Annotated in this window: 20 protein-coding genes and 2 other annotated features (1 of these 22 running past the window's edge); of the genes, 15 read left to right on the top strand and 5 right to left on the bottom strand. The window is 41.0% G+C overall.

The window, feature by feature from the left end; genetic code table 11:
* Nucleotides 1-167: 167 nt before the first annotated feature.
* Nucleotides 168-1,436 (bottom strand): replication-associated recombination protein A, encoded by a 1,269-nt coding sequence (locus tag LMU01S_RS00840; protein ID WP_056959339.1) that lies wholly within the window; start codon nt 1,434-1,436, stop codon nt 168-170.
* A gap of 133 nt (nt 1,437-1,569) precedes the next feature.
* On the opposite strand from LMU01S_RS00840, the gene LMU01S_RS00835 reads away from it, so the two are divergent.
* Nucleotides 1,570-3,585, top strand: coding sequence for a bifunctional glutamate--cysteine ligase/glutathione synthetase (locus tag LMU01S_RS00835; protein ID WP_056959340.1), 2,016 nt, complete (start codon nt 1,570-1,572; stop codon nt 3,583-3,585).
* Between the two features lie 110 nt (nt 3,586-3,695).
* On the opposite strand, the gene LMU01S_RS00830 is transcribed toward LMU01S_RS00835, so the two are convergent.
* The gene (locus LMU01S_RS00830; protein ID WP_004049033.1) at nt 3,696-4,160 is read right to left on the bottom strand and encodes a YueI family protein; all 465 of its coding nucleotides are present in this window, start codon (nt 4,158-4,160) and stop codon (nt 3,696-3,698) included.
* A 98-nt stretch (nt 4,161-4,258) separates the two neighbouring features.
* Nucleotides 4,259-4,867: a 30S ribosomal protein S4 gene (rpsD, locus tag LMU01S_RS00825; RefSeq protein ID WP_004049031.1), complete on the bottom strand. Its 609-nt coding sequence runs from the start codon at nt 4,865-4,867 to the stop codon at nt 4,259-4,261.
* A gap of 279 nt (nt 4,868-5,146) precedes the next feature.
* On the opposite strand from rpsD, the gene LMU01S_RS00820 reads away from it, so the two are divergent.
* Complete coding sequence (locus LMU01S_RS00820) at nt 5,147-5,926, top strand: polysaccharide deacetylase family protein (protein WP_056959341.1); 780 nt, start codon at nt 5,147-5,149, stop codon at nt 5,924-5,926.
* A gap of 313 nt (nt 5,927-6,239) precedes the next feature.
* Here LMU01S_RS00820 and LMU01S_RS00815 read toward each other — a convergent pair whose 3' ends face one another.
* The gene (locus LMU01S_RS00815) at nt 6,240-6,794 is read right to left on the bottom strand and encodes a M15 family metallopeptidase (RefSeq protein ID WP_056959342.1); all 555 of its coding nucleotides are present in this window, start codon (nt 6,792-6,794) and stop codon (nt 6,240-6,242) included.
* Nucleotides 6,795-6,807: 13 nt separating this feature from the next.
* Nucleotides 6,808-7,251: a free L-methionine (R)-S-oxide reductase MsrC gene (msrC, locus tag LMU01S_RS00810; protein WP_056959343.1), complete on the bottom strand. Its 444-nt coding sequence runs from the start codon at nt 7,249-7,251 to the stop codon at nt 6,808-6,810.
* A gap of 143 nt (nt 7,252-7,394) precedes the next feature.
* On the opposite strand from msrC, the gene ezrA reads away from it, so the two are divergent.
* The 13 genes from ezrA to minD all read left to right on the top strand — a co-directional run bounded on the left by ezrA (nt 7,395) and on the right by minD (nt 21,796).
* Complete coding sequence (gene ezrA / locus LMU01S_RS00805; RefSeq protein WP_056959344.1) at nt 7,395-9,107, top strand: septation ring formation regulator EzrA; 1,713 nt, start codon at nt 7,395-7,397, stop codon at nt 9,105-9,107.
* A gap of 132 nt (nt 9,108-9,239) precedes the next feature.
* Nucleotides 9,240-10,388, top strand: coding sequence for a cysteine desulfurase family protein (locus LMU01S_RS00800; protein ID WP_056959345.1), 1,149 nt, complete (start codon nt 9,240-9,242; stop codon nt 10,386-10,388).
* Between the two features lie 18 nt (nt 10,389-10,406).
* Nucleotides 10,407-11,624, top strand: coding sequence for a tRNA uracil 4-sulfurtransferase ThiI (thiI, locus tag LMU01S_RS00795; RefSeq protein WP_004049019.1), 1,218 nt, complete (start codon nt 10,407-10,409; stop codon nt 11,622-11,624).
* A 40-nt stretch (nt 11,625-11,664) separates the two neighbouring features.
* Nucleotides 11,665-11,870 (top strand) — a binding site (T-box leader).
* A gap of 54 nt (nt 11,871-11,924) precedes the next feature.
* Complete coding sequence (locus LMU01S_RS00790; protein WP_056959346.1) at nt 11,925-14,588, top strand: valine--tRNA ligase; 2,664 nt, start codon at nt 11,925-11,927, stop codon at nt 14,586-14,588.
* Nucleotides 14,589-14,682: 94 nt separating this feature from the next.
* Entirely contained in the window at nt 14,683-15,954 is a 1,272-nt protein-coding gene (locus LMU01S_RS00785; RefSeq protein WP_056959347.1) for a bifunctional folylpolyglutamate synthase/dihydrofolate synthase, read from the top strand.
* 16 nt (nt 15,955-15,970) lie between these two features.
* Nucleotides 15,971-16,627, top strand: coding sequence for an HAD family hydrolase (locus LMU01S_RS00780; RefSeq protein WP_056959348.1), 657 nt, complete (start codon nt 15,971-15,973; stop codon nt 16,625-16,627).
* A gap of 49 nt (nt 16,628-16,676) precedes the next feature.
* Nucleotides 16,677-17,300: a JAB domain-containing protein gene (locus LMU01S_RS00775; RefSeq protein WP_056959349.1), complete on the top strand. Its 624-nt coding sequence runs from the start codon at nt 16,677-16,679 to the stop codon at nt 17,298-17,300.
* 9 nt (nt 17,301-17,309) lie between these two features.
* Complete coding sequence (locus tag LMU01S_RS00770) at nt 17,310-17,516, top strand: cold-shock protein (protein ID WP_004049007.1); 207 nt, start codon at nt 17,310-17,312, stop codon at nt 17,514-17,516.
* A gap of 313 nt (nt 17,517-17,829) precedes the next feature.
* Nucleotides 17,830-18,834 carry a rod shape-determining protein gene (locus LMU01S_RS00765; RefSeq protein WP_004049006.1) on the top strand — a complete coding sequence of 335 codons (1,005 nt, stop codon included), beginning with the start codon at nt 17,830-17,832 and terminating at the stop codon, nt 18,832-18,834.
* A gap of 94 nt (nt 18,835-18,928) precedes the next feature.
* A complete protein-coding gene (gene mreC / locus LMU01S_RS00760) occupies nt 18,929-19,777 on the top strand; it encodes a rod shape-determining protein MreC (protein ID WP_056959350.1) in 849 nt (282 codons plus the stop codon).
* A gap of 11 nt (nt 19,778-19,788) precedes the next feature.
* Complete coding sequence (gene mreD, locus LMU01S_RS00755; RefSeq protein WP_056959351.1) at nt 19,789-20,307, top strand: rod shape-determining protein MreD; 519 nt, start codon at nt 19,789-19,791, stop codon at nt 20,305-20,307.
* A 19-nt stretch (nt 20,308-20,326) separates the two neighbouring features.
* Nucleotides 20,327-20,989 carry a septum site-determining protein MinC gene (locus LMU01S_RS00750; RefSeq protein ID WP_056959352.1) on the top strand — a complete coding sequence of 221 codons (663 nt, stop codon included), beginning with the start codon at nt 20,327-20,329 and terminating at the stop codon, nt 20,987-20,989.
* Nucleotides 20,990-21,796, top strand: coding sequence for a septum site-determining protein MinD (minD, locus tag LMU01S_RS00745; protein WP_056959353.1), 807 nt, complete (start codon nt 20,990-20,992; stop codon nt 21,794-21,796).
* A 55-nt stretch (nt 21,797-21,851) separates the two neighbouring features.
* Nucleotides 21,852-22,077: a binding site (T-box leader), on the top strand (it continues 7 nt past the right edge of the window).

Below are 22,077 nucleotides of genomic sequence, written 5' to 3'. Positions count from 1 at the left end.
TCCCAGTAAAGGTCTGTCAGCTATTAGACATTGCGAATAACAAAAATTAAAGTTGTTCGGTCAACCTTACATTTATAGGATAACGCGTACATCTCAGAAGTTCATTATCATAGTAGCACATTTTTTTTAGGAATGCAAAGAAACCAAATGAAGCGTTATCAAAAAATTTAGCTTTTAAATTTGTTCAAACGTTCATACTGTTCTTGCAAGACTTTTTCATAACGACTGTTGTCTTTAGGTGCATAATAATGTTTATTTTTAAGCTTATCTGGGAGATATTGTTGCTTTACCCAACCATGTGGATAATCGTGAGGATATTTATACCCAATTCCGCGACCTAATTTTTTAGCGCCTTGGTAATGGGTATCCCGTAAATGATCGGGCACATCTCCGTAGTTTCCTGCTCTAACATCGGCTAATGCGGCATCGATCGCCATGATCGCCGAGTTTGATTTCGGTGAAAGACAAAGTTCGATCACGGCTTGGGCTAGGGGGATCCTTGCTTCAGGTAGCCCGATCTTTTCCGCAGCTGTGATCGCTTGGACCGCATGGGAACAGGCATTGGGATTAGCGAGCCCGATATCTTCATAAGCGATCGTCAATAAGCGTCGGATGATCGAAGGTAGATCGCCGGCTTCAAGGAGGCGTGCCATGTAGTGCAAAGCGGCATCTGTATCTGAACCACGGATCGATTTTTGAAAAGCCGAGATCACGTCATAATGGGCATCGCCATCTTTGTCTTGCACCAAAGCTTTACGTTGAACGCATTCTTCGATCGTTTGTAGATCGATCGTGATCACGCCTAGATCATCAGGAGCGGTCGACATTACGGCCAACTCAAGTCCATTCAACGCACTACGTAGATCGCCATGAGTAACACGAGTCAAATGCAGGCGAGCTTCGTCGGTCAAAACGATATTTTGCTCGCCAAGCCCGTTTTCTTTATCGGTGAGCGCACGGTTGATCGCTTGGGCAATATCTTCTTCGGTCAAGGGTTTGACTTCAAAGATCTGAGTTCGACTGCGAATAGCAGGATTGATCGTGATGTAAGGATTTTCGGTCGTGGCGCCGATCAAGATGATACTTCCTTTTTCCAAATGAGGCAAGAGAAAATCTTGTTTTGGCTTAGTTAAGCGGTGGATCTCATCGAGTAGTAAGATCACGGTCCCGCTGATCTTAGCTTCTTCAGCGACCATTTCGAGTTCTTTTTTCGAGTCTGTAGCGGCATTTAACATGCGAAATGCGTATTTAGTTGAACCAGCGATCGCACTAGCAATACTAGTCTTGCCGGTTCCTGGTGGTCCATATAAGATCATCGAAGACAATAATTTAGCAGTGACCATCCGTGCTAAGATCTTACCGGGGGCGACAAGATGTTGTTGGCCCACGATATCTTCGAGTTTTTTCGGACGCATCCGATAGGCTAATGGTTTCAAAAACACTCATCCTTTCGTTTGCTCAATAGTAGTATTATAGCAAATCGACACCAGCTGGCAAGCAAATAGCGATCGCAGGACGGCAAGGGATTTGTTATAATAATAAAAATGAGAACTGTAAAGGATGAACAAGATGAAATTTGATGAAATCGGTGATCAAATTATTGATTCAGATCTGACAGAAGCGTTGCATGCTTTCACATTCCAAGTGATACGATGCTGGCAGATCTTAGATAGACAAAAAAATTTAAATACACAAGAGCTTTCCTTAGTTGGAACTAAAAATGAATATGTCACCGTCCAAGAGACAGCGTTGACATTAAAAACAAAAGCCAATCTTTCGTTAGATGGTGCTTTGACAGATATGGAATTACAAAATCAAGCTTTACGCAAACGGTTAGGTAGCCAGGTCGTCTTGTGGCCATTTTCTGAAAAATTACATGCAAGTTTAGCTAAAGGGGTTGGCAGTAAGATCCGCTTAGCCTTACCCGAACAGTTATTTACTGAACTCTATGCAGCTAAATTCAGTAAATCAAAGATCTCGTATGTGACTTTTAGAAACCAAGTCTATCACAAATTATTGGAAGAATTTAGCCAAAAAAAAGCATTCTTGATCTATTTATTTGGTGCGACCCCTTATGCTTGGGAAACCAAAGTAAGTGAGGGTCAAGTGTCACCTAAGCGCAGTGTGGCTGCTCAAGCTAAGCTAGCCGCTGATAAAAATCCTGGGATCAAGCTCAGCGGGACTTATCAAGAACCAAGTGAGATGCAGACTAAGGGTGTCCACTATTTGGAATTTGATCTCTTAGACTTTGATCCATTCCACGAAAATGGTGTTACAGCCCACCAGTTGCGCTTACTTGAAGTGATGGCAGGCTATTTCTTATTGAATGAAAGTACGACTACTCCAAGTGATCTCCAAGCTGCTGAAGCTTTGGCAAAAGAAGTGGCGCAGGAGAATCCGTTTGCTAAGAGCCAGATCTTCGTACAAGCCCATACTTTCTTGAAACAATTGGATCGATTCGCTAAAAAATTTGGTTATGCCAAGTGGCAAGGGACCTTTGATGTTTTAAAGAAACGACTAGAAACACCGGCTGAGACTCCAAGCACACGTTTGTTAAGAACACAGGGCAAACACGAAATGTTGGCTGACTACGGTGCTTTTTTAGCTCAAAATTATCAAGAAGCAGCATTATTAAAAGTACCAAGTCGGGATAAAAATACGCAAACGATCTTGGATGAAGCGATCATTTCAGGTCTTAGTTACCAAGAAGTGATGCCAAGTCAAGGGATCGTTGAATTGGATGGAAAGCTACTTAAACGTGGGATCCAAACGACAAAAGAAAGTGCAATCATGACCGAACTTTGGCAACAAAAGCAATTGGCTAAACAATATCTTAGTGGCCAGGCAGTCAATACGTCCCAAGCATGGATCGTCAATAACCGCCAAGAGCTAAAGCAACTATACCCAACATTAAAGGGCAAAGCTGTGATCGTTAAAAATGCGCTCGGAGATTCTAAAGCACAGACGCAGTTATTTAGATTACCACCGACCCAAGCAGAATTGACACATGCCTTTGAAAAACAGGCTAAAGAGACTGGGCAAGTCATGATCGAGCAAGTCGTTCAAGGTTCGGTCTACCGTGCCTTAGTCGTCAATGATGAGATAATAAGTTTAGTTGAGCGGATCCCAGCCAATGTTGTGGGTGATGGACGTTCAACTTTAAAGGAATTGATCAACCGTAAAAATACGCGGGCACGAGCTGAATTTGAAACGATCACACTAGGTGAGGTCGAACGTGAGACCTTAAAAGCACAAGGCTTGAAACTAGAAAGTGTCATTCCACGGGGGATCCAGATCCTCTTGCGTTATGATGCGACTTTCAATACTGGTTCACAGGCTTATGAGGTCTTAGATGAGATCGATAGTTCGTATTTGACTGAGCTCAAACGTTTAGCGCAAGCGTTGCAACTTCATGACGGAGCTTTAGATGTCATCATTCCAAACATCTATCAACCATACACGGAACAAGCACAGTTGACTTTCTTGAATGCGCATGCTTACCCAGCCTTAGCGTTGCATGAATATGTCTTATTACAGCCAAAAAGACGACCGATCGCCCAAAAGATCATTGAACGTTTCAATTAGAAAAAAAGTGTGAGACGGTACGCTCTGCACTGTATAAATAACGATGGACTCATTACGATGTAAAATTTTGCATCGTGATGGGTCCATCGTTATTTACTAGATGTTTTAGTTTACTCAAATAATTTATGCAAGCGTTCGAGCGGGGATTTTGTGTGTTTTGGCGCTACTTCTGGTTTAGTTGTTTTAGGGTAACGCTTGGCGACGTCAACTTCTTCAACATGAAGAGCGGTATTTTTATCACAAACAACGACCGCTAGATCTTTTGACCCATGCTCCAACGTTTGATCAGTGTTACAGGTGAAGGTAACATTTGCTTCTTGGGCGATCTGCATCAATTCGCTTAGGAGCGGATTTTCTACTTGACCGTTGATGATAACGTGTAGTTCGGGATGAAGGGTCAATTCCTGCTTAAGATCAGCAAGATATTCGGGCTCTTTGAGCTGTTCGAAAGTCAAAGTTAGATCGACCCGTTCTCGGAAGGTCCCGAGATACTTACGCTTTTCATCAGGCTTGAGTTGGGGTGTACCATACATCCCTTTATTCATATGATTTTGCAGTTCATCTGATCCACTCATCTTATAACCACCTTTCTATGGTAAAGTATAGCAAACTTTTAAATAAAATAAAAAGAGCCCAGCCAAAACTGAGCTCTGAGATAATATCGAAATTGATATTAAAGTTTGTTGTAGTATTCAACAACGAGTGATTCGTCGATGTTTGCATCGAGTTCGTCACGTTCTGGTAAACGAACTAATGAACCTTCCATTGTGTTTTCGTCAAAGGAAACAAATGGCACACGACCAACGATTGCTTCCAAAGCTTCCTTAACAACTTTCAAGTCTTTTGAACGTTCACGCAAGGAGATAACTTGGCCTGGCTTTACTTCGTATGAAGGGATATCCACGCGCTTGCCATCAACTGTGATGTGACCGTGGTTTACCAATTGGCGAGCTTGGCGACGAGTTGTAGCCAAACCTAAACGGTAAACAACGTTATCCAAACGACGTTCCAACAATACCATGAAGTTGTCACCGTGCTTACCTTCGCGGATCTTACCAGCCTTTAAGAAAAGGTTAGCAAATTGGCGTTCAGATAAACCGTATGTCATACGAAGCTTTTGCTTTTCACGCAATTGCAAACCGTATTCAGATAACTTACGACGGTTGTTTTGACCATGTTGGCCTGGTGCGTATGGACGACGAGCTAATTCTTTACCTGTACCTGAAAGAGAGATCCCTAAACGACGGGAAACTTTCCAGGAAGGACCTGTATAACGAGACATTAAAAATTCCTCCAATATTTTGTTTGGAGTAAAATAATGTGTGAGTTTAGTATTCGTGCATTTTATTTTGCGACTTTCACCCTTGCAGCCGAAGGGGTACTTGGCGAACCAAATTGGCAATAAAATGTTGACGAGCTTACCGCTCACTGCTGCATTATTTTACACAAACGCTATTGTAGCAATTATCAAAGCTGGTGTCAAGTGAAAATAAACAAGCTATTTTTGTACAAATGGAGTATAATATTTGTTTAAGATAACTTAATATACTGGGGGAGAAAAATGTTTAAACGTTTTATTTTATTTTGCCTAGCACTCGTGTTAATGGGGGTATTATTGACACAAAGCGTATTTGCTAGCTCAAAATATACCACTAAATGGGAGAAGATCAATACACCAGTCAATTTGCCGATCTTGATGTATCATAGTGTGGAAAATAAGCCGGGAAATGGTTTGTGTGTACCACCTGAGCAGCTAGAACAACAGTTGAAATATTTACATGAGCAGGGCTATTATACAGTCACGCCAGCTGAAGCGTATAAGATCTTGGTGCAAAATAAAGTACCAAAAAAGCACAAGAAACTTGTGATGGTGACTTTTGATGACGGATATGAAAATAATTATACCGCTGCCTATCCGCTTTTGAAGAAATATCACATTCACGCAACGATCGGTTTGATCACAAGCAAAATCGACACCCAAGGGATGCTAACTTTAAAACAAATCAAAGAAATGAAGAAAAGTAAGTGGGTCAGCTTTGTTAGCCATACTCAAAATCACCAAGAATTGGATCGACTTGATGAAGCAGGACAAAGAGAAGAGATGCAAGCCTCACGGACTTGGTTGAAGCAAAATCTACATCAAAAGCCAGACTTGTTGGTCTATCCTGTAGGCCGCTATAATGAAGTTTCACCAAAAGTAGCTAAGGAAAGTGGATATAAGCTAGCTTTGACGACTCAACCAGGGTTAGCTAATGCAGAACAGGGGAAATATGAATTGCATAGACAACGGGTAGTTCCAGACATGACTCAAGAAGCTTTTGCTAAACTATTACAGCCATAGGATCAACTAAGTAGCGTATGTAGTGTGCTTGATGATTTTTTCAAAGTAAGCTAGGTTGATTTATGTTATAACTACTATGTAAGGCGCTCTCCTCTTTTTTTAGGGGAATTGTAGAATAGTAGCTGATTGCTATTTTCTTATTTATGGCTATACACAAACAAGAAGCTGTGACATCAGTAAAAAGACATCTTCAAATTCTAAACGTTGGAATTTGAAGATGTCTTTCTTTATCTTGAAAATACTGGTTCTTATTAGTATATACAATACGAAAAACTACTTATGTCACAGTCTTCTTCGTTATTCATCCGGTCATTTAATAGTCATTTGGATCGGCAGTCAGGGGACCGTATTCATCCATTTGACTATCACGATAATCCCACCATTCATTTTCGTAACCCACGAATCCAGCTTGAGTCATCGCATCGTTTAGGATGGTGTAGTATTTTTCTTGCTCAGCGGTCCGGTCAGCGTTACGAAAAGCTGATACAGAAAAGTCATCAAATGCTGTTTGCATCGGCATATCATTGCCTTTAAGATCGGTTAAAGTCAGATCAAAGGTCACACCTTTTTGATGACTGAAATTTGGATCAGGTTTTGCCACGAAATTTGGGTCAGGGTAGACTTCAAAGAGACGCTTTTGGGCTGAAACTGGACGGTAGGCATCCCAGACTTTAAGGCGATACCCTTTTGCCTTGACAAGTTCACTAGCTTTAGCCAACTTATGGGCTGTTCCAGTGCGGGCGATCGCTGTAGTGAAATCATAGATGATCTGTCCGGTAAAGTTATCGGTCGTAGCATATTTTAGATCGACCAAGATCTCAGGATCGAGTTTTTGGATGTTGGTAAAACCAGTTAGATGTTTTTCCATAATTTCCTCCATTTTAGAGATGTTTACATAGTGTTTCGACAAATTCACTGAGTAAAACTTCATCTTCAGCACTAAAGCGATCTAATTTAGGTGAATCAATATCTAAAACACCGATTTTTTTACCATCTTTGATCAGGGGCAAGACGATCTCGGAATTTGAAGCTGAATCACAAGCAATATGTCCTACAAATTCATGGACATTGGCGACGCGTAAGACTTTACCGGTTTGGAAGGCAGTACCACAAACACCAGCTCCGTTTTTGATATGCATACAAGCAACTTTACCTTGGAAAGGCCCAAGATCAAGCTGATCGGCCGTTTCATCATAGAGATAAAAACCGACCCAGTTGATGTCTTTTAGTGTATCATTCAACAAAGCTGAAGCATTAGCGAGATTAGCGGTCTGATTGGTTTCATTTTCCAATAAAGCATCGATTTGTGCACTTAAAATAGACATTTTATTTCCTCCATGTCGATCATAGCGTTTATAGTGTATCAATATCAGTAACTATGATATAATTAGCTTTAGATTTTATACGTAATTGCCGATTCTGGCAAGTGATAAAGTTTAAGCTAGCAATTTAAAGGATGGGACATCAGATGGTAATAGTTTTAGTTACAATTGTATTAGTTGCGGTCGCAATCTATGCAAGCGTACTTTTCGTTCAGCGTTCATTTGAAGAACGGATCACAAAAGCTAAAAGCAGCATAGAAGAGATCCTCGACTCACCACTTGAGGAAGAACTCGCAGAAGTTAAAAAAATGACATTATCAGGAGATAGTTTAAGTGGATTTGAAGCAGTAGAACACTCCTATTATGCTTTGGTGAACCAACAATTACCTGAGATCTCAGAGTATTTGAATAAGTTGCAAGCTGAATTAGAGCATTACCGCTTTTGGAAGATCAATGGTGAGCTCAAGCGAAATGAAGCTCAGTTAGCTAAAGCCAAGCAACAATATGAGCAATTAAAGCTTGAATTAGCTGAGATCAAGCAGACTGCTGAGATCCACAAAAAAGCGATCAGTGAACTCAAAGAAGAGTATCAAAAGATCAGAAAGACTTTATTGGCAAAGAATTTTTCTTATGGGCCAAGTATCGATGAGCTAGAAAAAGAATTAGCAACATTAGAAAAAGATTTTGATGAGTATTCTAAGGTGACTGAAGAAGGTGACTATGCTAAATCAAGTGAACTTTTAGAAAAGCTCAAGCAACAAACACGTTTATTGAAGATCGCGCTAAAGAAATTGCCCCCGATCTATCGCAATTTAAAGAATATTTTCCCAGAACAGTTGCAGGAATTAAAAGCTGGCTATTCCAAATTACAAACTGAAAAATATGGCTTTAAAAAGGATCTGGCTAAACACTTAGAAGCTATCGAGCAAAAGTGTAAAGAAAATGAAGCTAATTTAAAGCAAGCCGATGTACCTAAAGCTGAAGCCCTTGATCAACAGATCGCTGATATGATCGATGAAGCTTATGACATCATGGAAAATGAGTACAACGCTAGACTTAAGGTGACGCGGCAAGAAAAGCATTTAGCGGATTTTATCGAACATGCCAAGCATCAAGAAAAAGAGTTATTGATCGAATTAGATCGTTTGAGTCAAAATTACACGCTCAACCATAATGAAATGGAAGAAGCGCATGCGTTAAATGAACAATTAATGAAGATCGACAAACGCTTTACCGCTTATATGCAAGCTAAATCAAAAGATGTGGTCATCTATTCTGAAGTTTTAAATCAACAAACAGCTGATCTGGAGGCATTAAAGAAGATCGAGCTCAAGCAAAAAGAGCTCGGTGAAAGCGTGGCTGATCTCTTTGAAGAAGAAAAAGAAGCGCAAGCGGCAGTTCAAGGATTTGATAATGATATCCACCGTTTGAAACGTGAGATCGAGATCTTGAATTTACCAGGTCTTCCCAATGATTACATTGAATATTTCTTCAAGGTCGGACGTGAGATCGAAAGTTTGGATCAAGACTTAAATAAGATCCAGATCGATATGGAACAGATCGCCCGTGATCTGATCAATACGCAATCAGATCTTGACGTTTTGGCGCAAAAGACCCAAGAGATCATCGATAGTTCGACTTTGACCGAAGCAATGTTGCAATATTCCAACCGCTATCGCACACGCTATCCGGAGGTCGCCTCTGCATATGCCCACGCAGTCGAGCTTTTCAATAAGAATTATGACTATATGGGGGCCTTAGATGTGATCTCTGAGGCACTTGAGACCGTTGAGCCAGGCTGTTATAAACGGATCGAAAACGACTATAAGGCGGGAAATAACCGGCGCGAAGTTATCTAAATATCTACTAAGGACTAAAGCTAAGTTGCACAACTAAGCTTTAGTCCTTATAATTTGTAATGGCAAATTAATTTGTACTTTTGGTGATTATAAATTACAATAAGTAAGTTAAATTATTAAAGAGGGGTCAGCATGATATATTTTGATAACAGTGCAACGACAAAAGTTCACCCAGAAGTTTTAACGACCTATACGAAAGTCAGTGAAGCTATCTGGGGTAATCCTTCATCGTTACACAAAATGGGTGAAAATGCCTATAATCTACTTGAACAATCTAGAGCACAGATCGCAGAACTCCTTGGGTGTCAAAAAGAAGAGATCTTTTTTACTAGTGGGGGTACGGAAGGCGACAATTGGGCGATCAAAGGCACAGCACTTGAAAAAGGGATCTATGGTAAACACTTGATCACGACACAAGTTGAACATCCAGCAGTGCTTAATTCGATGAAACAGCTCGAAAAGTTAGGCTTTGAAGTCACCTATCTACCAGTTGATGAAAATGGGCGAGTATCTGTTTTAGATCTAAAGCAAGCTTTACGCAAAGATACTATCTTAGTCTCAGTTATGGCAGTCAATAACGAGGTCGGAACGATCCAACCGCTAAAAGAGATCGCACGCGTTTTAGCTGATCATCCTAAAGTTCATTTTCATGTCGACGCAGTTCAGGCGGTAGGTAAAGGGCTAACTGATCTGATCATGGATGAAAGAGTCGACCTAGTAACTTTTTCTGGTCATAAATTCCATGCTCCTCGTGGTGTGGGCTTTTTGTACAAGAAAGCTGGGCGGAAATTAGCACCACTTTTATCTGGTGGTGGCCAAGAGAAGAATTTACGCAGTAGTACAGAGAATCTTCCGGCGATCGCTGCAATGGCTAAAGCCTTACGCTTGTTGCTGGAAAATGAAACAAAAAATGTTGCGCATGAACAAGCGATCCGACAAAAGATCTTTGGGCATTTACAAGCGTTTGATAAAGTGACGCTTTTTTCACAGTTAGATGATAAGTTTGCGCCACATATCTTATGTTTTGCAATCGCAGGCGTGCGAGGTGAAACGATCGTCCATGCGTTTGAAGATCAAGGCGTCTTTATCTCAACGACTAGTGCGTGCTCATCTAAAAAAGGTCAAGTTTCATCGACCTTACACGCCATGCAAGTCGATGATAAGATCGCCACATCGGCTGTACGTGTCAGCTTAGATGAAAATAATACAATGGCGCAAGCAGATAAATTCAATCAGATCTTCGATGATATCTATCAAAAATTTTTAAAGATCAATTCGTAAAAACAGAAAGGAAGCAAGATGCAATATACAGAAATTATGGTTCGTTACGGCGAACTTTCAACTAAGGGTAAAAACCGACGTAACTTTATCGATCGCTTGGGTTTCAATGTCCGACAAGCAATGCATGATTTTCCAGAGTTAGTGGTCAAAGCTCATCGTGATCGGATGCATATCCAATTAAATGGCGAAGACTCGACTAAAGTCATGGAACGTTTGAAACAAGTTTTTGGGATCCAAAACTTTTCACCTTCGATCCGCGTTGCTCGCGATGTCGAAGAGGTCAAGAAAGTCGCTACACAAATGGTGGCTGAACGCTTCCACGAAGGAATGACTTTCAAGATCAACACGCGTCGCTCTGATCATAACTTCCAATACGATACCAACGAATTAAATGATATGTTGGGGGGCCACATCTTAAAGACGGTCCCAGGGATCAAAGTCAAGATGAAAGAGCCTGATATGATCTTACGAGTTGAGGTTCGAGCTAATGGGATCTATCTTTCTTCTGAAACGATCGATGGTGCCGGTGGTCTTCCAGTCGGGACAGCAGGCAAAGCTATGTTGATGCTTTCTGGTGGGATCGACTCGCCAGTTGCCGGTTACTTAGCGATGAAACGTGGCGTGGATATTGAAATGGTCCACTTCTTTAGCCCGCCATATACCAGTGAGCAAGCTTTGAATAAGGCTAAGGAATTGACTGCTAAGTTGACCCCATATGTTGGTCGGATCCAATTTATCGCAGTACCGTTTACTGAGATCCAAGAAACGATCAAAGAAAAAGTCCCATCTGGTTACTTGATGACGATCCAACGACGCTTTATGTTGCGTTTAAGTGAAATGATCGCCAAAAAACGTAATGGTTTAGCAATCTTTAACGGGGAAGCTCTAGGGCAAGTTGCTTCACAAACATTGGAAAGTATGGCTGCGATCAATGATGTAACGACGATGCCTGTTTTACGTCCAGTAGTTTCGATGGATAAAAATGAGATCATCAAGATCGCTCAAGATATCGATACCTTCGATCTTTCTATTCAACCATTTGAAGATTGCTGTACGATCTTTGCGCCACCTGCTCCTAAGACTAAACCAAAGATCGATAAGGCACGTTATTACGAAGAACGCCTTGATGTTGAAGGTTTGTTAGCTCGTGCAATGGAAAATATCACGATCACAGATGTCAAGATCGGTGATGAATTTATGAACGAAAAACAAGCAGATTTCGCAGAGTTGCTGTAAAAAGCGCTTGACGCGTCCGTATTTCAAGGCTAAAATACATCTATAAGCTTTGAACAAGAGGATTTGATCGCAAACTGTTTTCAGAGAGAAGCGGGTGGGTGTGACGCTTTAACAGCCGATCAGATAGTAGCTTGTGAGCTGTCCTACTGAAACTAAGTAAGTAAGACCGGATATCTATTCGTTAACGCAGATCAAAGAGGGGTAAAAACCCAATTTAGGTGGTACCACGGCACTGTCGTCCTAAGCGGATGGCGGTGCCTTTTTGTTTAGATCCGGTCAAGATAAGAAAGGAAGATAATAATGGCACGTGACATCGAAATGTCAACCAAATACGATCCTAGTCAAATTGAACCAGGACGTTATCAAAAGTGGGTCGATGCTGGTTTGTTCAAGCCAAATGGCGATCAAAAAGCTAAACCATATTCGATCGTGATCCCACCGCCAAACGTAACTGGTAAGTTACACTTGGGCCATGCTTGGGATACAACGTTACAAGATATGTTGATCAGACAAAAGCGGATGCAAGGTTTTGATACCTTATGGCTTCCTGGGATGGACCATGCTGGGATCGCAACGCAAGCTAAAGTTGAAGCACGTTTAGCTGAAGAAGGGATCTCCCGTTACGATCTAGGGCGTGAAAAGTTTATCGACAAAGTTTGGGAATGGAAAGGCGAATATGCTGATATCATTCATGCACAATGGGCTAAATTAGGTCTTTCTTTGGATTACGACCGCGAACGTTTTACTTTAGATGAAGGCTTATCCCACGCTGTTCGCCGTGTCTTTGTAAAATTATATGAAAAAGGCTTGATCTACCGTGGTGAATACATCATCAACTGGGATCCAAAGGCGCGGACGGCTTTATCCGATATCGAAGTTATCCACCAAGATGATGAAGGGGCCTTTTACCATGTAAAATATCCATTCGTTGATGGAACGACATTCAATGGCAAAGACTACATCGAGATCGCAACGACGCGTCCAGAAACGATGATGGGTGACGTGGCTGTGGCAGTGAATCCAAAAGATGAACGCTACAAAGACTTAGTCGGTAAGAAAGTGCTCTTACCACTCCAAGGACGCCATATCCCGATCATCGCCGATCAATATGTTGATCCTGAATTTGGGACAGGGATGGTGAAGATCACCCCAGCACATGACCCTAATGACTTTGAAGTCGGTAACCGTCATGACTTAGAACGGATCAACACGATGAATGATGATGGAACGATGAACGAACGGGCTGGTAAATACAACGGAATGGATCGTTTTGATGCCCGTAAAGCGATCGTTAAAGACCTTGAAGACCAAGGCTACATGTTAAATATCGAAAAGATCACGCATAGTGTGGGTCACTCAGAACGGACGGGTGTTCCAGTTGAAGCTAGGTTATCAACTCAATGGTTCGTTAAGATGAAACCATTAGCCCAAGCTGCTTTGGCTAACCAAGATTCTGATGATCGGGTCGACTTTGTGCCAGAACGTTTCGAAAAGACCTTTACCCAATGGATGGAAAACGTTCATGATTGGGTCATTTCACGCCAATTATGGTGGGGACATCAGATCCCAGCTTGGTATAACAAGCATACGGGGGAAACTTATGTTGGTGAAAAAGCTCCAGCTGATATCGAAAACTGGGACCAAGATCCTGATGTTTTAGATACTTGGTTCTCTAGTGCTTTATGGCCATTTTCAACGATGGGCTGGCCAGATACGGATGCACCTGATTTCAAGCGTTACTTCCCAACTAATACGTTAGTCACAGGTTATGATATCATTTTCTTCTGGGTCTCACGGATGATCTTCCAAAGTATCGAATTTACGGGTCGTCGTCCATTTAAGGATGTTTTGATCCACGGTTTGATCCGGGATGAACAAGGACGTAAGATGAGTAAGTCACTTGGTAATGGGATCGATCCAATGGATGTGATCGATAAATATGGCGCTGATGCTTTACGTTGGTTCTTATCCAATGGTTCAGCCCCAGGTCAAGACGTTCGTTTCTCCTATACGAAGATGGATGCAGCCTGGAACTTTATCAACAAGATCTGGAACGCAAGTCGCTTTGTGATCATGAACCTTGATGAAGATACGACAGCTACTTTGCCAGCTAAAGCAGAATGGCAACTAGCTGACAAGTGGATCTTGAGCCGCTTGAATGATACTGTCAAAGAAGTGACTCGCCTCTTTGATAACTATGAATTCGGTGAAGCAGGTCGTGCACTTTACAACTTTATCTGGAATGATTTCTGTGATTGGTACATCGAAATGGCTAAGGAAAACTTGACGGGTGATGATGCTAAGGCTAAGCAAAATACGCAAAGCATTTTATGCTATATCTTAGACCAAACATTACGTCTCTTACATCCGATCATGCCATTTGTAACTGAGCAAATTTGGCTAGAAATGCCACATGAAGGTGAATCTTTGGTCACAGCTGCTTACCCAGTTGACCACCCAGAATTTGATGATCAAGCTGCAAAAGAACAAATGGACAACTTGATCGAATTGATCAAAGCAGTGCGTAACAACCGGGCCGAAGTTAATGCACCAATGTCTTCAGCGATCGATATCTTGATCAAGACGACTTCTGAAACGACTAAAGCAGTCTTTGAAAACAACCAAGAATATATCGAACGCTTCTGCCATCCCAAACATCTTGAGATCGGTTCTGATGTGACAGCTCCAGCCTTAGCGATGACTTCTGTGATCACAGGCGCTGAAGTTTACTTGCCATTAGCTGATCTGATCGATCTAAATGAAGAGATCGCACGCTTAGAAAAAGAAGCTAAGAAATTAGTATCTGAAGTGACACGTGGTGAAAAGAAACTTGGCAATGAACGCTTTGTTTCTAATGCACCAGCTGAAGTTGTTGCTAAAGAAAAAGAAAAATTAGCGGGTTACCGTGAAAAATTAAATGCAACTAACGAACGGATCAAAGATCTAAAAGCTCAAGTTGATTAATTTTTAAACAACGCTTGCCTTTTACGGTGAGCGTTTTTTGTGTAGTTTGTGTTATACTTAAAATAAGATATTTTTAGGTAAATGAGGCGAAAAGATGCAGATCAAAAGCTACACTGAGGCGGTCGAATTTATTCATGGACGTCGCAAATTTACAAAGTCCCCCGACTTAGAACGGATGCGCCGTTTTGCTCATTATTTGGGCGATCCACAAAAAAAGACCAAGTTCATCCATGTTACAGGGACTAATGGCAAAGGGTCGACTGTTGCTTTTTTAAGTGAACTTTTGCAAAGTCAAGGTTTTAGGGTCGGGACCTTCACTTCGCCTTATATCACGCGTTTTAACGAACGGATCGCGCTTGATGGTGAACCGATCAGTGATCAGATGTTGGTCGAGCTGTTAAATGAATTATTACCGGTCATTTCACGGCTTGATGAAGAATATGCTGGTGAAGGACCTAAGGAATTTGAAGTTGTCACAATGCTGATGTTTTTATATTTTGCTAAAATGGCACCTGATTATGCGGTCGTTGAAGTGGGGATCGGCGGTCTTTATGATTCGACTAATATTTTGACTCCTGAGTTAGCGGTGATCACTGAAGTTGCGCTAGATCATACTCAGATCCTAGGTGATACTTTAGCTAAGATCGCCACAGCAAAAGCAGGGATCATCAAACAAGCTCGGCCAGTCGTCGTTGGAAAATTAGTGCCAGAATGTTTGGCTGTTATTAAAGCACAGGCTGTAAAAAGAAATGCTCCTTTGTATCAGGCAGGAGTAGATTATACGTTCTTACCTGAAAAAAGCGCTAGTGTTTGGGGTGAAAGCTTTACATATCAAGGCTTTGGGATCAAGGCTAAGCTAGCGATCTCATTATTAGGGCAATATCAAGTTGCCAATGCTAGTTTGGCTGTAAGTGCATTTTTGGTCTTGGCTAAAAGAGAGGGCTTTTCGCCAACGCTAAAAGAGATCAAAACTGCTTTAAAACAGACGACCTGGGCTGGACGCTTTGAAAAGATAAATGATGAGCCGTTGATCGTTTTGGATGGAGCACATAATGCTGATGCGATCCAGCAATTAGTTCAAACATTAAAACATAATTTTGCCGATAAACAGATCTATGTTATCATTTCGGTCTTGGCTGATAAGCAGGCTAAGACTATGGTAGCTGAATTAGAGCAGTTACCAAATGTCGAGCTGTTTACAGTCAGTTTTGATGCGCCACGTGCAGTCAGTCATGAGCAAGGCCGTTTTTATGAAGCGTGGCCAGAAGCTTTGGCTGAGGTAATGCAAGAGATCTCAAGCGATGATATGCTATTATTTACGGGTTCGTTGTATTTTGTATCGGAAGTAAGAAATTATTTTATTTAGATCGTGAGGATATAAGATGGATTTAAAATTAGTGATCTTTGACATGGATGGTGTCGTATTTGATTCTGAAAAAGTATATTTTGAAGCTAATAAGCTAGCAGCTGAAAAACTCCAAATGCCAAATTACACTTTAAAGTATTATAAGCAATTTATCGGAGCAGGGACAGAACCGATGCTTGCCCAGATGACTAAAGATTATGGTAGTCGTGAGTTAGTCGACCGTTTTTATCGGATGAGCATGGATAATGTTTATCCGATCGTAGAGGCCGGAAAATTAGAATTAAAACCTGGCTTTAAAGAATTGGCTGCTTATTTGGATGAACAAAATATCCCTTATGTCATCGCTTCAAGCAATTTCAAAAAAGATATCGAATATTATTTGGAAAAGACTAATATTTCAGGGCGCTTTGCTGATATCGTTTCGGCTGACGATGTGACCCATGCTAAGCCAGCACCAGAGATCTTTGAAAAAGCGTGGGAAAAAGCTGGCTGTCCAGCTAAAAATGAAACTTTGATCATTGAAGATTCATTGAATGGTGTCAAAGCAGCTAATAATGCTAAGATCCCAGTCGTTATGGTGCCAGATATCATCTTGCCGACCGCATATGAAAAAGAGCATACCGTGGCGATCTTGCCTGATCTAGTTGCTGTGCGAGATCTCATCAAAAAATAAATGATTTTTAGCTCCGTTTGCGAATTTTATAAAGTAAGGGGGCTTGAAAATGAATTTAAAAAATTTAACAGATAAGAGCGTTTTAAGTGAATTATTGGAATTTTTGTTGGATAAGCAATTAGCGGATCAAGTAGTCGAGCGCTACTTTGCACGGGCTGATGCTCTAGCGCAGCTTCAGTATTTTGGAGTCACTGATTTAAATAAGCTGACTGCTGACGCTAAACTCCAGTATTATTTATTGCTTTTATGTGAATTTGCTAAGCGCTATGCTTTAAAACCACCGTTAGAATTGGGGCAGATCTGTTCTAGTAAGGTGATCGGTGAGTATATGAGTGCTAAGTTGGCAATGCGTAAACAAGAAGTGCTGTGGGGCGTTTATTTAGATACTAAAAATCAGGTCTTAGCCCAAGAAGAGATCTTTGTGGGGACGCTAAATGAAGCTACAGTCCATCCAAGAGAGATCTTGAAATTGGCACTAAAGTACAGTGCGGCCCGTTTTATCGTGGTCCATAATCATCCTAGTGGGCAGGTGACGCCTTCCCCAAATGACATCGCCTTGACTAGACGTTTACAGGCATGTGGCGAGCTTTTAGGGATCGCTTTATTGGATCACATTATTGTTGGTGGGCATACATATTTGAGTATGCGTGAAGAAAAAATATTAATTAGATAGGTGGATTTTATGTTACAAGGAACAGTACGTCGCTTTAATAAGGATAAAGGTTACGGTTTTATTACTCCTGATAATGCGCCAAAAGAGGATCTTTTTGTCCACTATACGGCGATCGAAAAATCAGGTTACAAGATCTTAGAAGAAGGTCAAAGAGTCGAATTCGTTGAAGTTGAGGGTAAAAAGGGATTTCAAGCAGCTTTAGTCACGATTCTATAAAGGTTAAGATATTTTAAAAAAATTAGTTGAAATGAAAATTTATCTAGGTTAAATAAAAATTAAGCTTTGATTTATGATATAATACTGAAATTGAAGATGATCAATTTCAACAATTTATAAAATTTTTTGCTAGCTGGAGCAACTGCTCGAGCAAGATGAAATTTTTTTCAAAAAAGGATCAAAAGTTTTTCTTTTTAATTGTCATTGCCAAGGTAAAAACATGAAAATATGTTGGAAACACAGCAATTCAATGTTACAATTAAAATATCTTGAATTAAGTACTCATTTAGAGTTTGCGAAGGGATGAAACAACGTGTTCGGAATCGGAACAAAAAATATCGGGATCGATTTAGGGACTGCTAATACGATCGTTTATGCTGAAAATAAGGGGATCGTGTTACGCGAACCTTCTGTCGTAGCTAAAAATACTAAAACTGGCGAAGTCGTATCTGTTGGTTCAGAAGCGCGTGATATGATCGGGCGCACACCAGCAAGTATCGTAGCGATCCGTCCAATGAAAGACGGTGTCATTGCGGATTATGATACAACTGTTTCCATGATGAAATACTATATTGAAAAAGCTGTTGGTAGTAAGACTGCTAAGCCATATGTTATGGTTTGTGTACCTAGTGGTGTAACTGAAGTTGAAAAGCGTGCTGTGATCGATGCTACTCGAGTTGCGGGAGCTAAAGATGCATACGTGATCGAAGAACCATTTGCAGCTGCGATCGGTGCCGGTCTACCAGTTATGGATCCAACCGGTAGCATGGTCGTTGATATCGGTGGTGGGACGACTGACGTTGCCACGATCTCCTTAGGTGGGATCGTATCCAGCCGTTCGATCCGGATGGCTGGTGACAAGATCGATGATTCGATCATCTACTATGTACGTAAAAATTACAACTTGTTGATCGGTGAACGTACAGCTGAACAATTAAAGATCAACGTTGCATCTGCTTCTGTTGAAGCTGCTAAGGAATTAGATAGCCAAACGATCCGTGGACGTGATCTAGTAACGGGTCTACCTAAGACGATCGAGATCCGTCCAGAAGATGTAGCTGAAGCGATCCAAGAAGTAGTGCAAGAGATCATCACAGCTATCAAAGAAACATTAGAAGAAACATCTCCTGAGATCGCGGCTGACGTGATCGACCATGGGATCGTTTTGACTGGTGGGGGTGCGTTATTACGCCACTTACCAGATGTGATCTCTGAAGCAACAAAAGTACCTGTATTCGTGGCGCAAGATCCACTTGACTGTGTGGCTGTTGGGACAGGCGAATCACTTAAAAGCATTGATGTAATGAAGAAAAGATAAATAGGCGGTTAAAGTCTAAAGTTAGGAGGTTGGGGTTTAGTCGTCCAGCCTCTTAATTTTTAATGTGGATCTTATCGAGTTCAGGAGGTTTTTTATGCAAAAGTTTTTTTTCAATAAAAAACTTGTTATTACACTGGTCGCTTTGATCATCAGTTTTTTACTGATCGCATTTTCGATCACAGTGCGTAATAATCGATCGATGCCAACATTTGTGCAACAGTTTGGCAATGAAGCTTTCGGTCTAGTTGACCGAGTCATTAGTTTTCCAGTTGCTGCAGTTGCCCATGTAGGGGGCTCTGTTTCTGATCTACTCAACACGTATGAGGAAAATCAAAAGCTAAAGCAACAGATCGATAGTTTGGCAGCCGATAAAGTTGAAAATCAGACCTTACGTAAGGAAAATAAACAATTAAAAGAACAGTTGAAATTAGATGAAAGCTTGACTGATTATTCAAAGATCAGTGCCCATGTTTTATCTCGGACACCTTCTTCTTGGCAAAATCAGGTCATAATCTCGAAGGGATCATTTGCGGGTGTGACTAAAAATGCTGCTGTTTTATCACGTAAGGGTTTAGTCGGACGTGTTGTTGAGGTCAATAAGACTAATAGTAAAGTCGAATTGCTCACGACGCAAAATGATTCAGCCAACCGTTTTGCAGTCCAGCTAGAAAGTGACGGTGAAGTGATCAACGGTTTGATCACTGGCTATGACAAACAAAAAAATCAGTTGATCATGGGACAGATCACATCTAAGAAAAAGATCAAGAAGAATACAGAGGTCATTACTTCTGGGATGGGTGGTAATACACCTAAGGGCTTATTGATCGGAAAAGTTGTCAAAACAACAGACGATGATGATGGTTTAGCAACAAAAGTTTATATTGAGCCAGCTGCTGATATGACAGATCTTAATGTTGTGACTGTGGCTAAACGTGCAGACTAGGGGGCATAATAATGGCAAATTCCAAGCTAAAATATTATTTTCCGCTAGGGTTGATCATTTGCATCGGTTTGGATGGGACGCTTAGTAGCTTATATGCCCAGTATTTTTTTACAAGTTCACTTTCGATCGAGAGTCGTTTGACTTTGCTATGGCTAGTAATGGCGATCTTCTATGGCGAAGTTGACCGTTTGATGTTGTGGGCATTTATTGCTGGGGTGATTTTTGACATGTACTACACGGGGATCTTAGGGATCTTTATGGTCATTTTTCCTTTGATCGTTTATTTGAATCGCGAAGTGTATCGTTTTTTCACTTCTAACTTTATTGTGGTACTATTAATATATCTGATAGATGTTACGCTTGTTACGGCTGTAGCATATTGGGCCAACTCATTGATCGGTCTGACGACAACTGGTTCAGCTGATTTTGTGGTGCAAACTTTAGGGCCGTCACTGGCGTATAACTTGGCGGTATTTTCGCTATTATTTATCCCAGTCAAAAATTTCTTTGAGAAGTATTCTTCTCGATAAATAAGGAAGGTGCAAGCTGATGCAGGCAGCTGTGTTAAAGGGCTACAAAGATGGATATGAACTGATCATACGTGATAATGCAGATTTTGATCAAGCTCTATCCGAATTAAAAGACCTATTTCGAAAACTACAACTAGATACTGTCGGTGAAGAAAAACAGATCTCATTTACGGTCAATACCAAAAGACGCTTGTTGAGTGCAAAACAAAAGCAAAAGATCGAAGCGTTGGTTGGCAATTATCCTCGTTTTTCGATCTATAAGTTTGTTTCCGATGTGGTAGATACTAAAGATGCACTTGAATTTATGGAGGAACATACAGTTCATGTCAATAGTGATACGATCCGTAATGGTCAAGTCAAGTTGATCAAAGGCGATGTCTTGTTTCTAGGTAATATCCATAAGGGCGGTATTTTACAAGCGACCGGAAGTATCTTTGTTTTAGGAAATGTCGAAGGGATCTTACATGCTGGCTACAATGATAATGTGATCGCGGTTATCGCTGGGAATTTTAAACAGGCCCAACAAGTTCGGATCAGTGATCTAGTGGATATCATCGAGCCAGATATGCAAGCTGATAAAGTCGTTGCTTATGTCAATGACCTGCATGCTTTAAGTTATACGACGCTTGCTGAATTAAAAACACTTAGGCCTAAAATTTTTACACAAATAGGAGGGTTTTAAATGGGAAAATCGATCGTTATTACATCGGGGAAAGGCGGTGTTGGTAAGACAACGACGACTGCTAATCTCGGAGCTGCTTTGGCTTTGATGGGCAAAAAGGTCTGTTTAGTCGATCTAGATATCGGTTTAAGGAACCTAGATGTTATTTTGGGCTTAGATAATCGTATCATTTACGACATTATTGATGTGGCGCAAGGTAGAGCTAAATTACCCCAAGCTTTGATCAAAGATAAGCGCTTTGGTGATAATTTATTCCTGCTACCTGCAGCTCAAAATACAGATAAATCAGCACTTGAACCAAAAGAAGCCAAGCAGATCGTTGATGAGTTACGCTCTGAATTTGACTATGTGTTGCTCGATTGTCCAGCTGGGATCGAGCAAGGCTTTGCTAATGCAGTAGCTGGCGCTGATGAAGCGATCGTAGTCTCGACCCCTGAGATCTCAGCAGTTCGTGACGCTGATCGGGTAGTAGGATTGCTTGAACAACAAAATTTAGAAGAATCACCGATGCTTATTATCAATCGGATCAAGAAGAAGATGATGCATGATGGTCAGATGATGGATGTGGATGAGATCACGCGTCATTTGTCGATCAAATTGATCGGGATCGTTTTTGATGATGATAATGTAATTGGTTTTTCTAATAAAGGCGAACCTGTTATCTTAGATGAAAAGAGTGAAGCATCTAAGGGGTATCGCAATATCGCACGTCGCTTAGAGGGTGAGACGATCCCGTTGATGACACTTAAAGAAGACGAACAAGGTGGCTTTTTTAAGAAGATGAGTTCTTGGTTCAAACGCAAATAAGCGAATTTGTTGTTGACAGTTTTACCGATAAATGGTAATCTTTATGAAAAATTATTTAACGATATTGAGCGGAAGAGTAGAAAATGTTTACCTGAAAAAGAGATTATCCGGCAGCTGAAAAGGATAGAGGTGGTATTTTTGAACCACATCCGTGAATTGGTACACTGAACATAAACAGTAGGTGTATCCGGTCAGAAGTCCGTTACACTTGAGTTAAGTTAACTCACTGAGACTCCTTTTGCGAGAAAGGAGTAAATATGAGGTGGAACCGCGTAAAACGC

Source organism: Ligilactobacillus murinus DSM 20452 = NBRC 14221 (assembly GCF_001591685.1).
Taxonomy (GTDB): Bacteria; Bacillota; Bacilli; order Lactobacillales; family Lactobacillaceae; genus Ligilactobacillus; species Ligilactobacillus murinus.
The sequence above is the reverse complement of the archived record's forward strand: the minus strand, read 5'-3'. Positions and strand labels throughout refer to the sequence as shown.

Coding starts and splice junctions, on each gene's coding strand:
- LMU01S_RS00835 (WP_056959340.1), top strand. CDS start 1,570: ATGAAATTTGATGAAATCGGTGATCAAATTATTGATTCAGATCTGACA.
- LMU01S_RS00830 (WP_004049033.1), bottom strand. CDS start 4,160: ATGAGTGGATCAGATGAACTGCAAAATCATATGAATAAAGGGATGTAT.
- rpsD (WP_004049031.1), bottom strand. CDS start 4,867: ATGTCTCGTTATACAGGTCCTTCCTGGAAAGTTTCCCGTCGTTTAGGG.
- LMU01S_RS00820 (WP_056959341.1), top strand. CDS start 5,147: ATGTTTAAACGTTTTATTTTATTTTGCCTAGCACTCGTGTTAATGGGG.
- LMU01S_RS00815 (WP_056959342.1), bottom strand. CDS start 6,794: ATGGAAAAACATCTAACTGGTTTTACCAACATCCAAAAACTCGATCCT.
- msrC (WP_056959343.1), bottom strand. CDS start 7,251: ATGTCTATTTTAAGTGCACAAATCGATGCTTTATTGGAAAATGAAACC.
- ezrA (WP_056959344.1), top strand. CDS start 7,395: ATGGTAATAGTTTTAGTTACAATTGTATTAGTTGCGGTCGCAATCTAT.
- LMU01S_RS00800 (WP_056959345.1), top strand. CDS start 9,240: ATGATATATTTTGATAACAGTGCAACGACAAAAGTTCACCCAGAAGTT.
- thiI (WP_004049019.1), top strand. CDS start 10,407: ATGCAATATACAGAAATTATGGTTCGTTACGGCGAACTTTCAACTAAG.
- LMU01S_RS00790 (WP_056959346.1), top strand. CDS start 11,925: ATGGCACGTGACATCGAAATGTCAACCAAATACGATCCTAGTCAAATT.
- LMU01S_RS00785 (WP_056959347.1), top strand. CDS start 14,683: ATGCAGATCAAAAGCTACACTGAGGCGGTCGAATTTATTCATGGACGT.
- LMU01S_RS00780 (WP_056959348.1), top strand. CDS start 15,971: ATGGATTTAAAATTAGTGATCTTTGACATGGATGGTGTCGTATTTGAT.
- LMU01S_RS00775 (WP_056959349.1), top strand. CDS start 16,677: ATGAATTTAAAAAATTTAACAGATAAGAGCGTTTTAAGTGAATTATTG.
- LMU01S_RS00770 (WP_004049007.1), top strand. CDS start 17,310: ATGTTACAAGGAACAGTACGTCGCTTTAATAAGGATAAAGGTTACGGT.
- mreC (WP_056959350.1), top strand. CDS start 18,929: ATGCAAAAGTTTTTTTTCAATAAAAAACTTGTTATTACACTGGTCGCT.
- mreD (WP_056959351.1), top strand. CDS start 19,789: ATGGCAAATTCCAAGCTAAAATATTATTTTCCGCTAGGGTTGATCATT.
- LMU01S_RS00750 (WP_056959352.1), top strand. CDS start 20,327: ATGCAGGCAGCTGTGTTAAAGGGCTACAAAGATGGATATGAACTGATC.
- minD (WP_056959353.1), top strand. CDS start 20,990: ATGGGAAAATCGATCGTTATTACATCGGGGAAAGGCGGTGTTGGTAAG.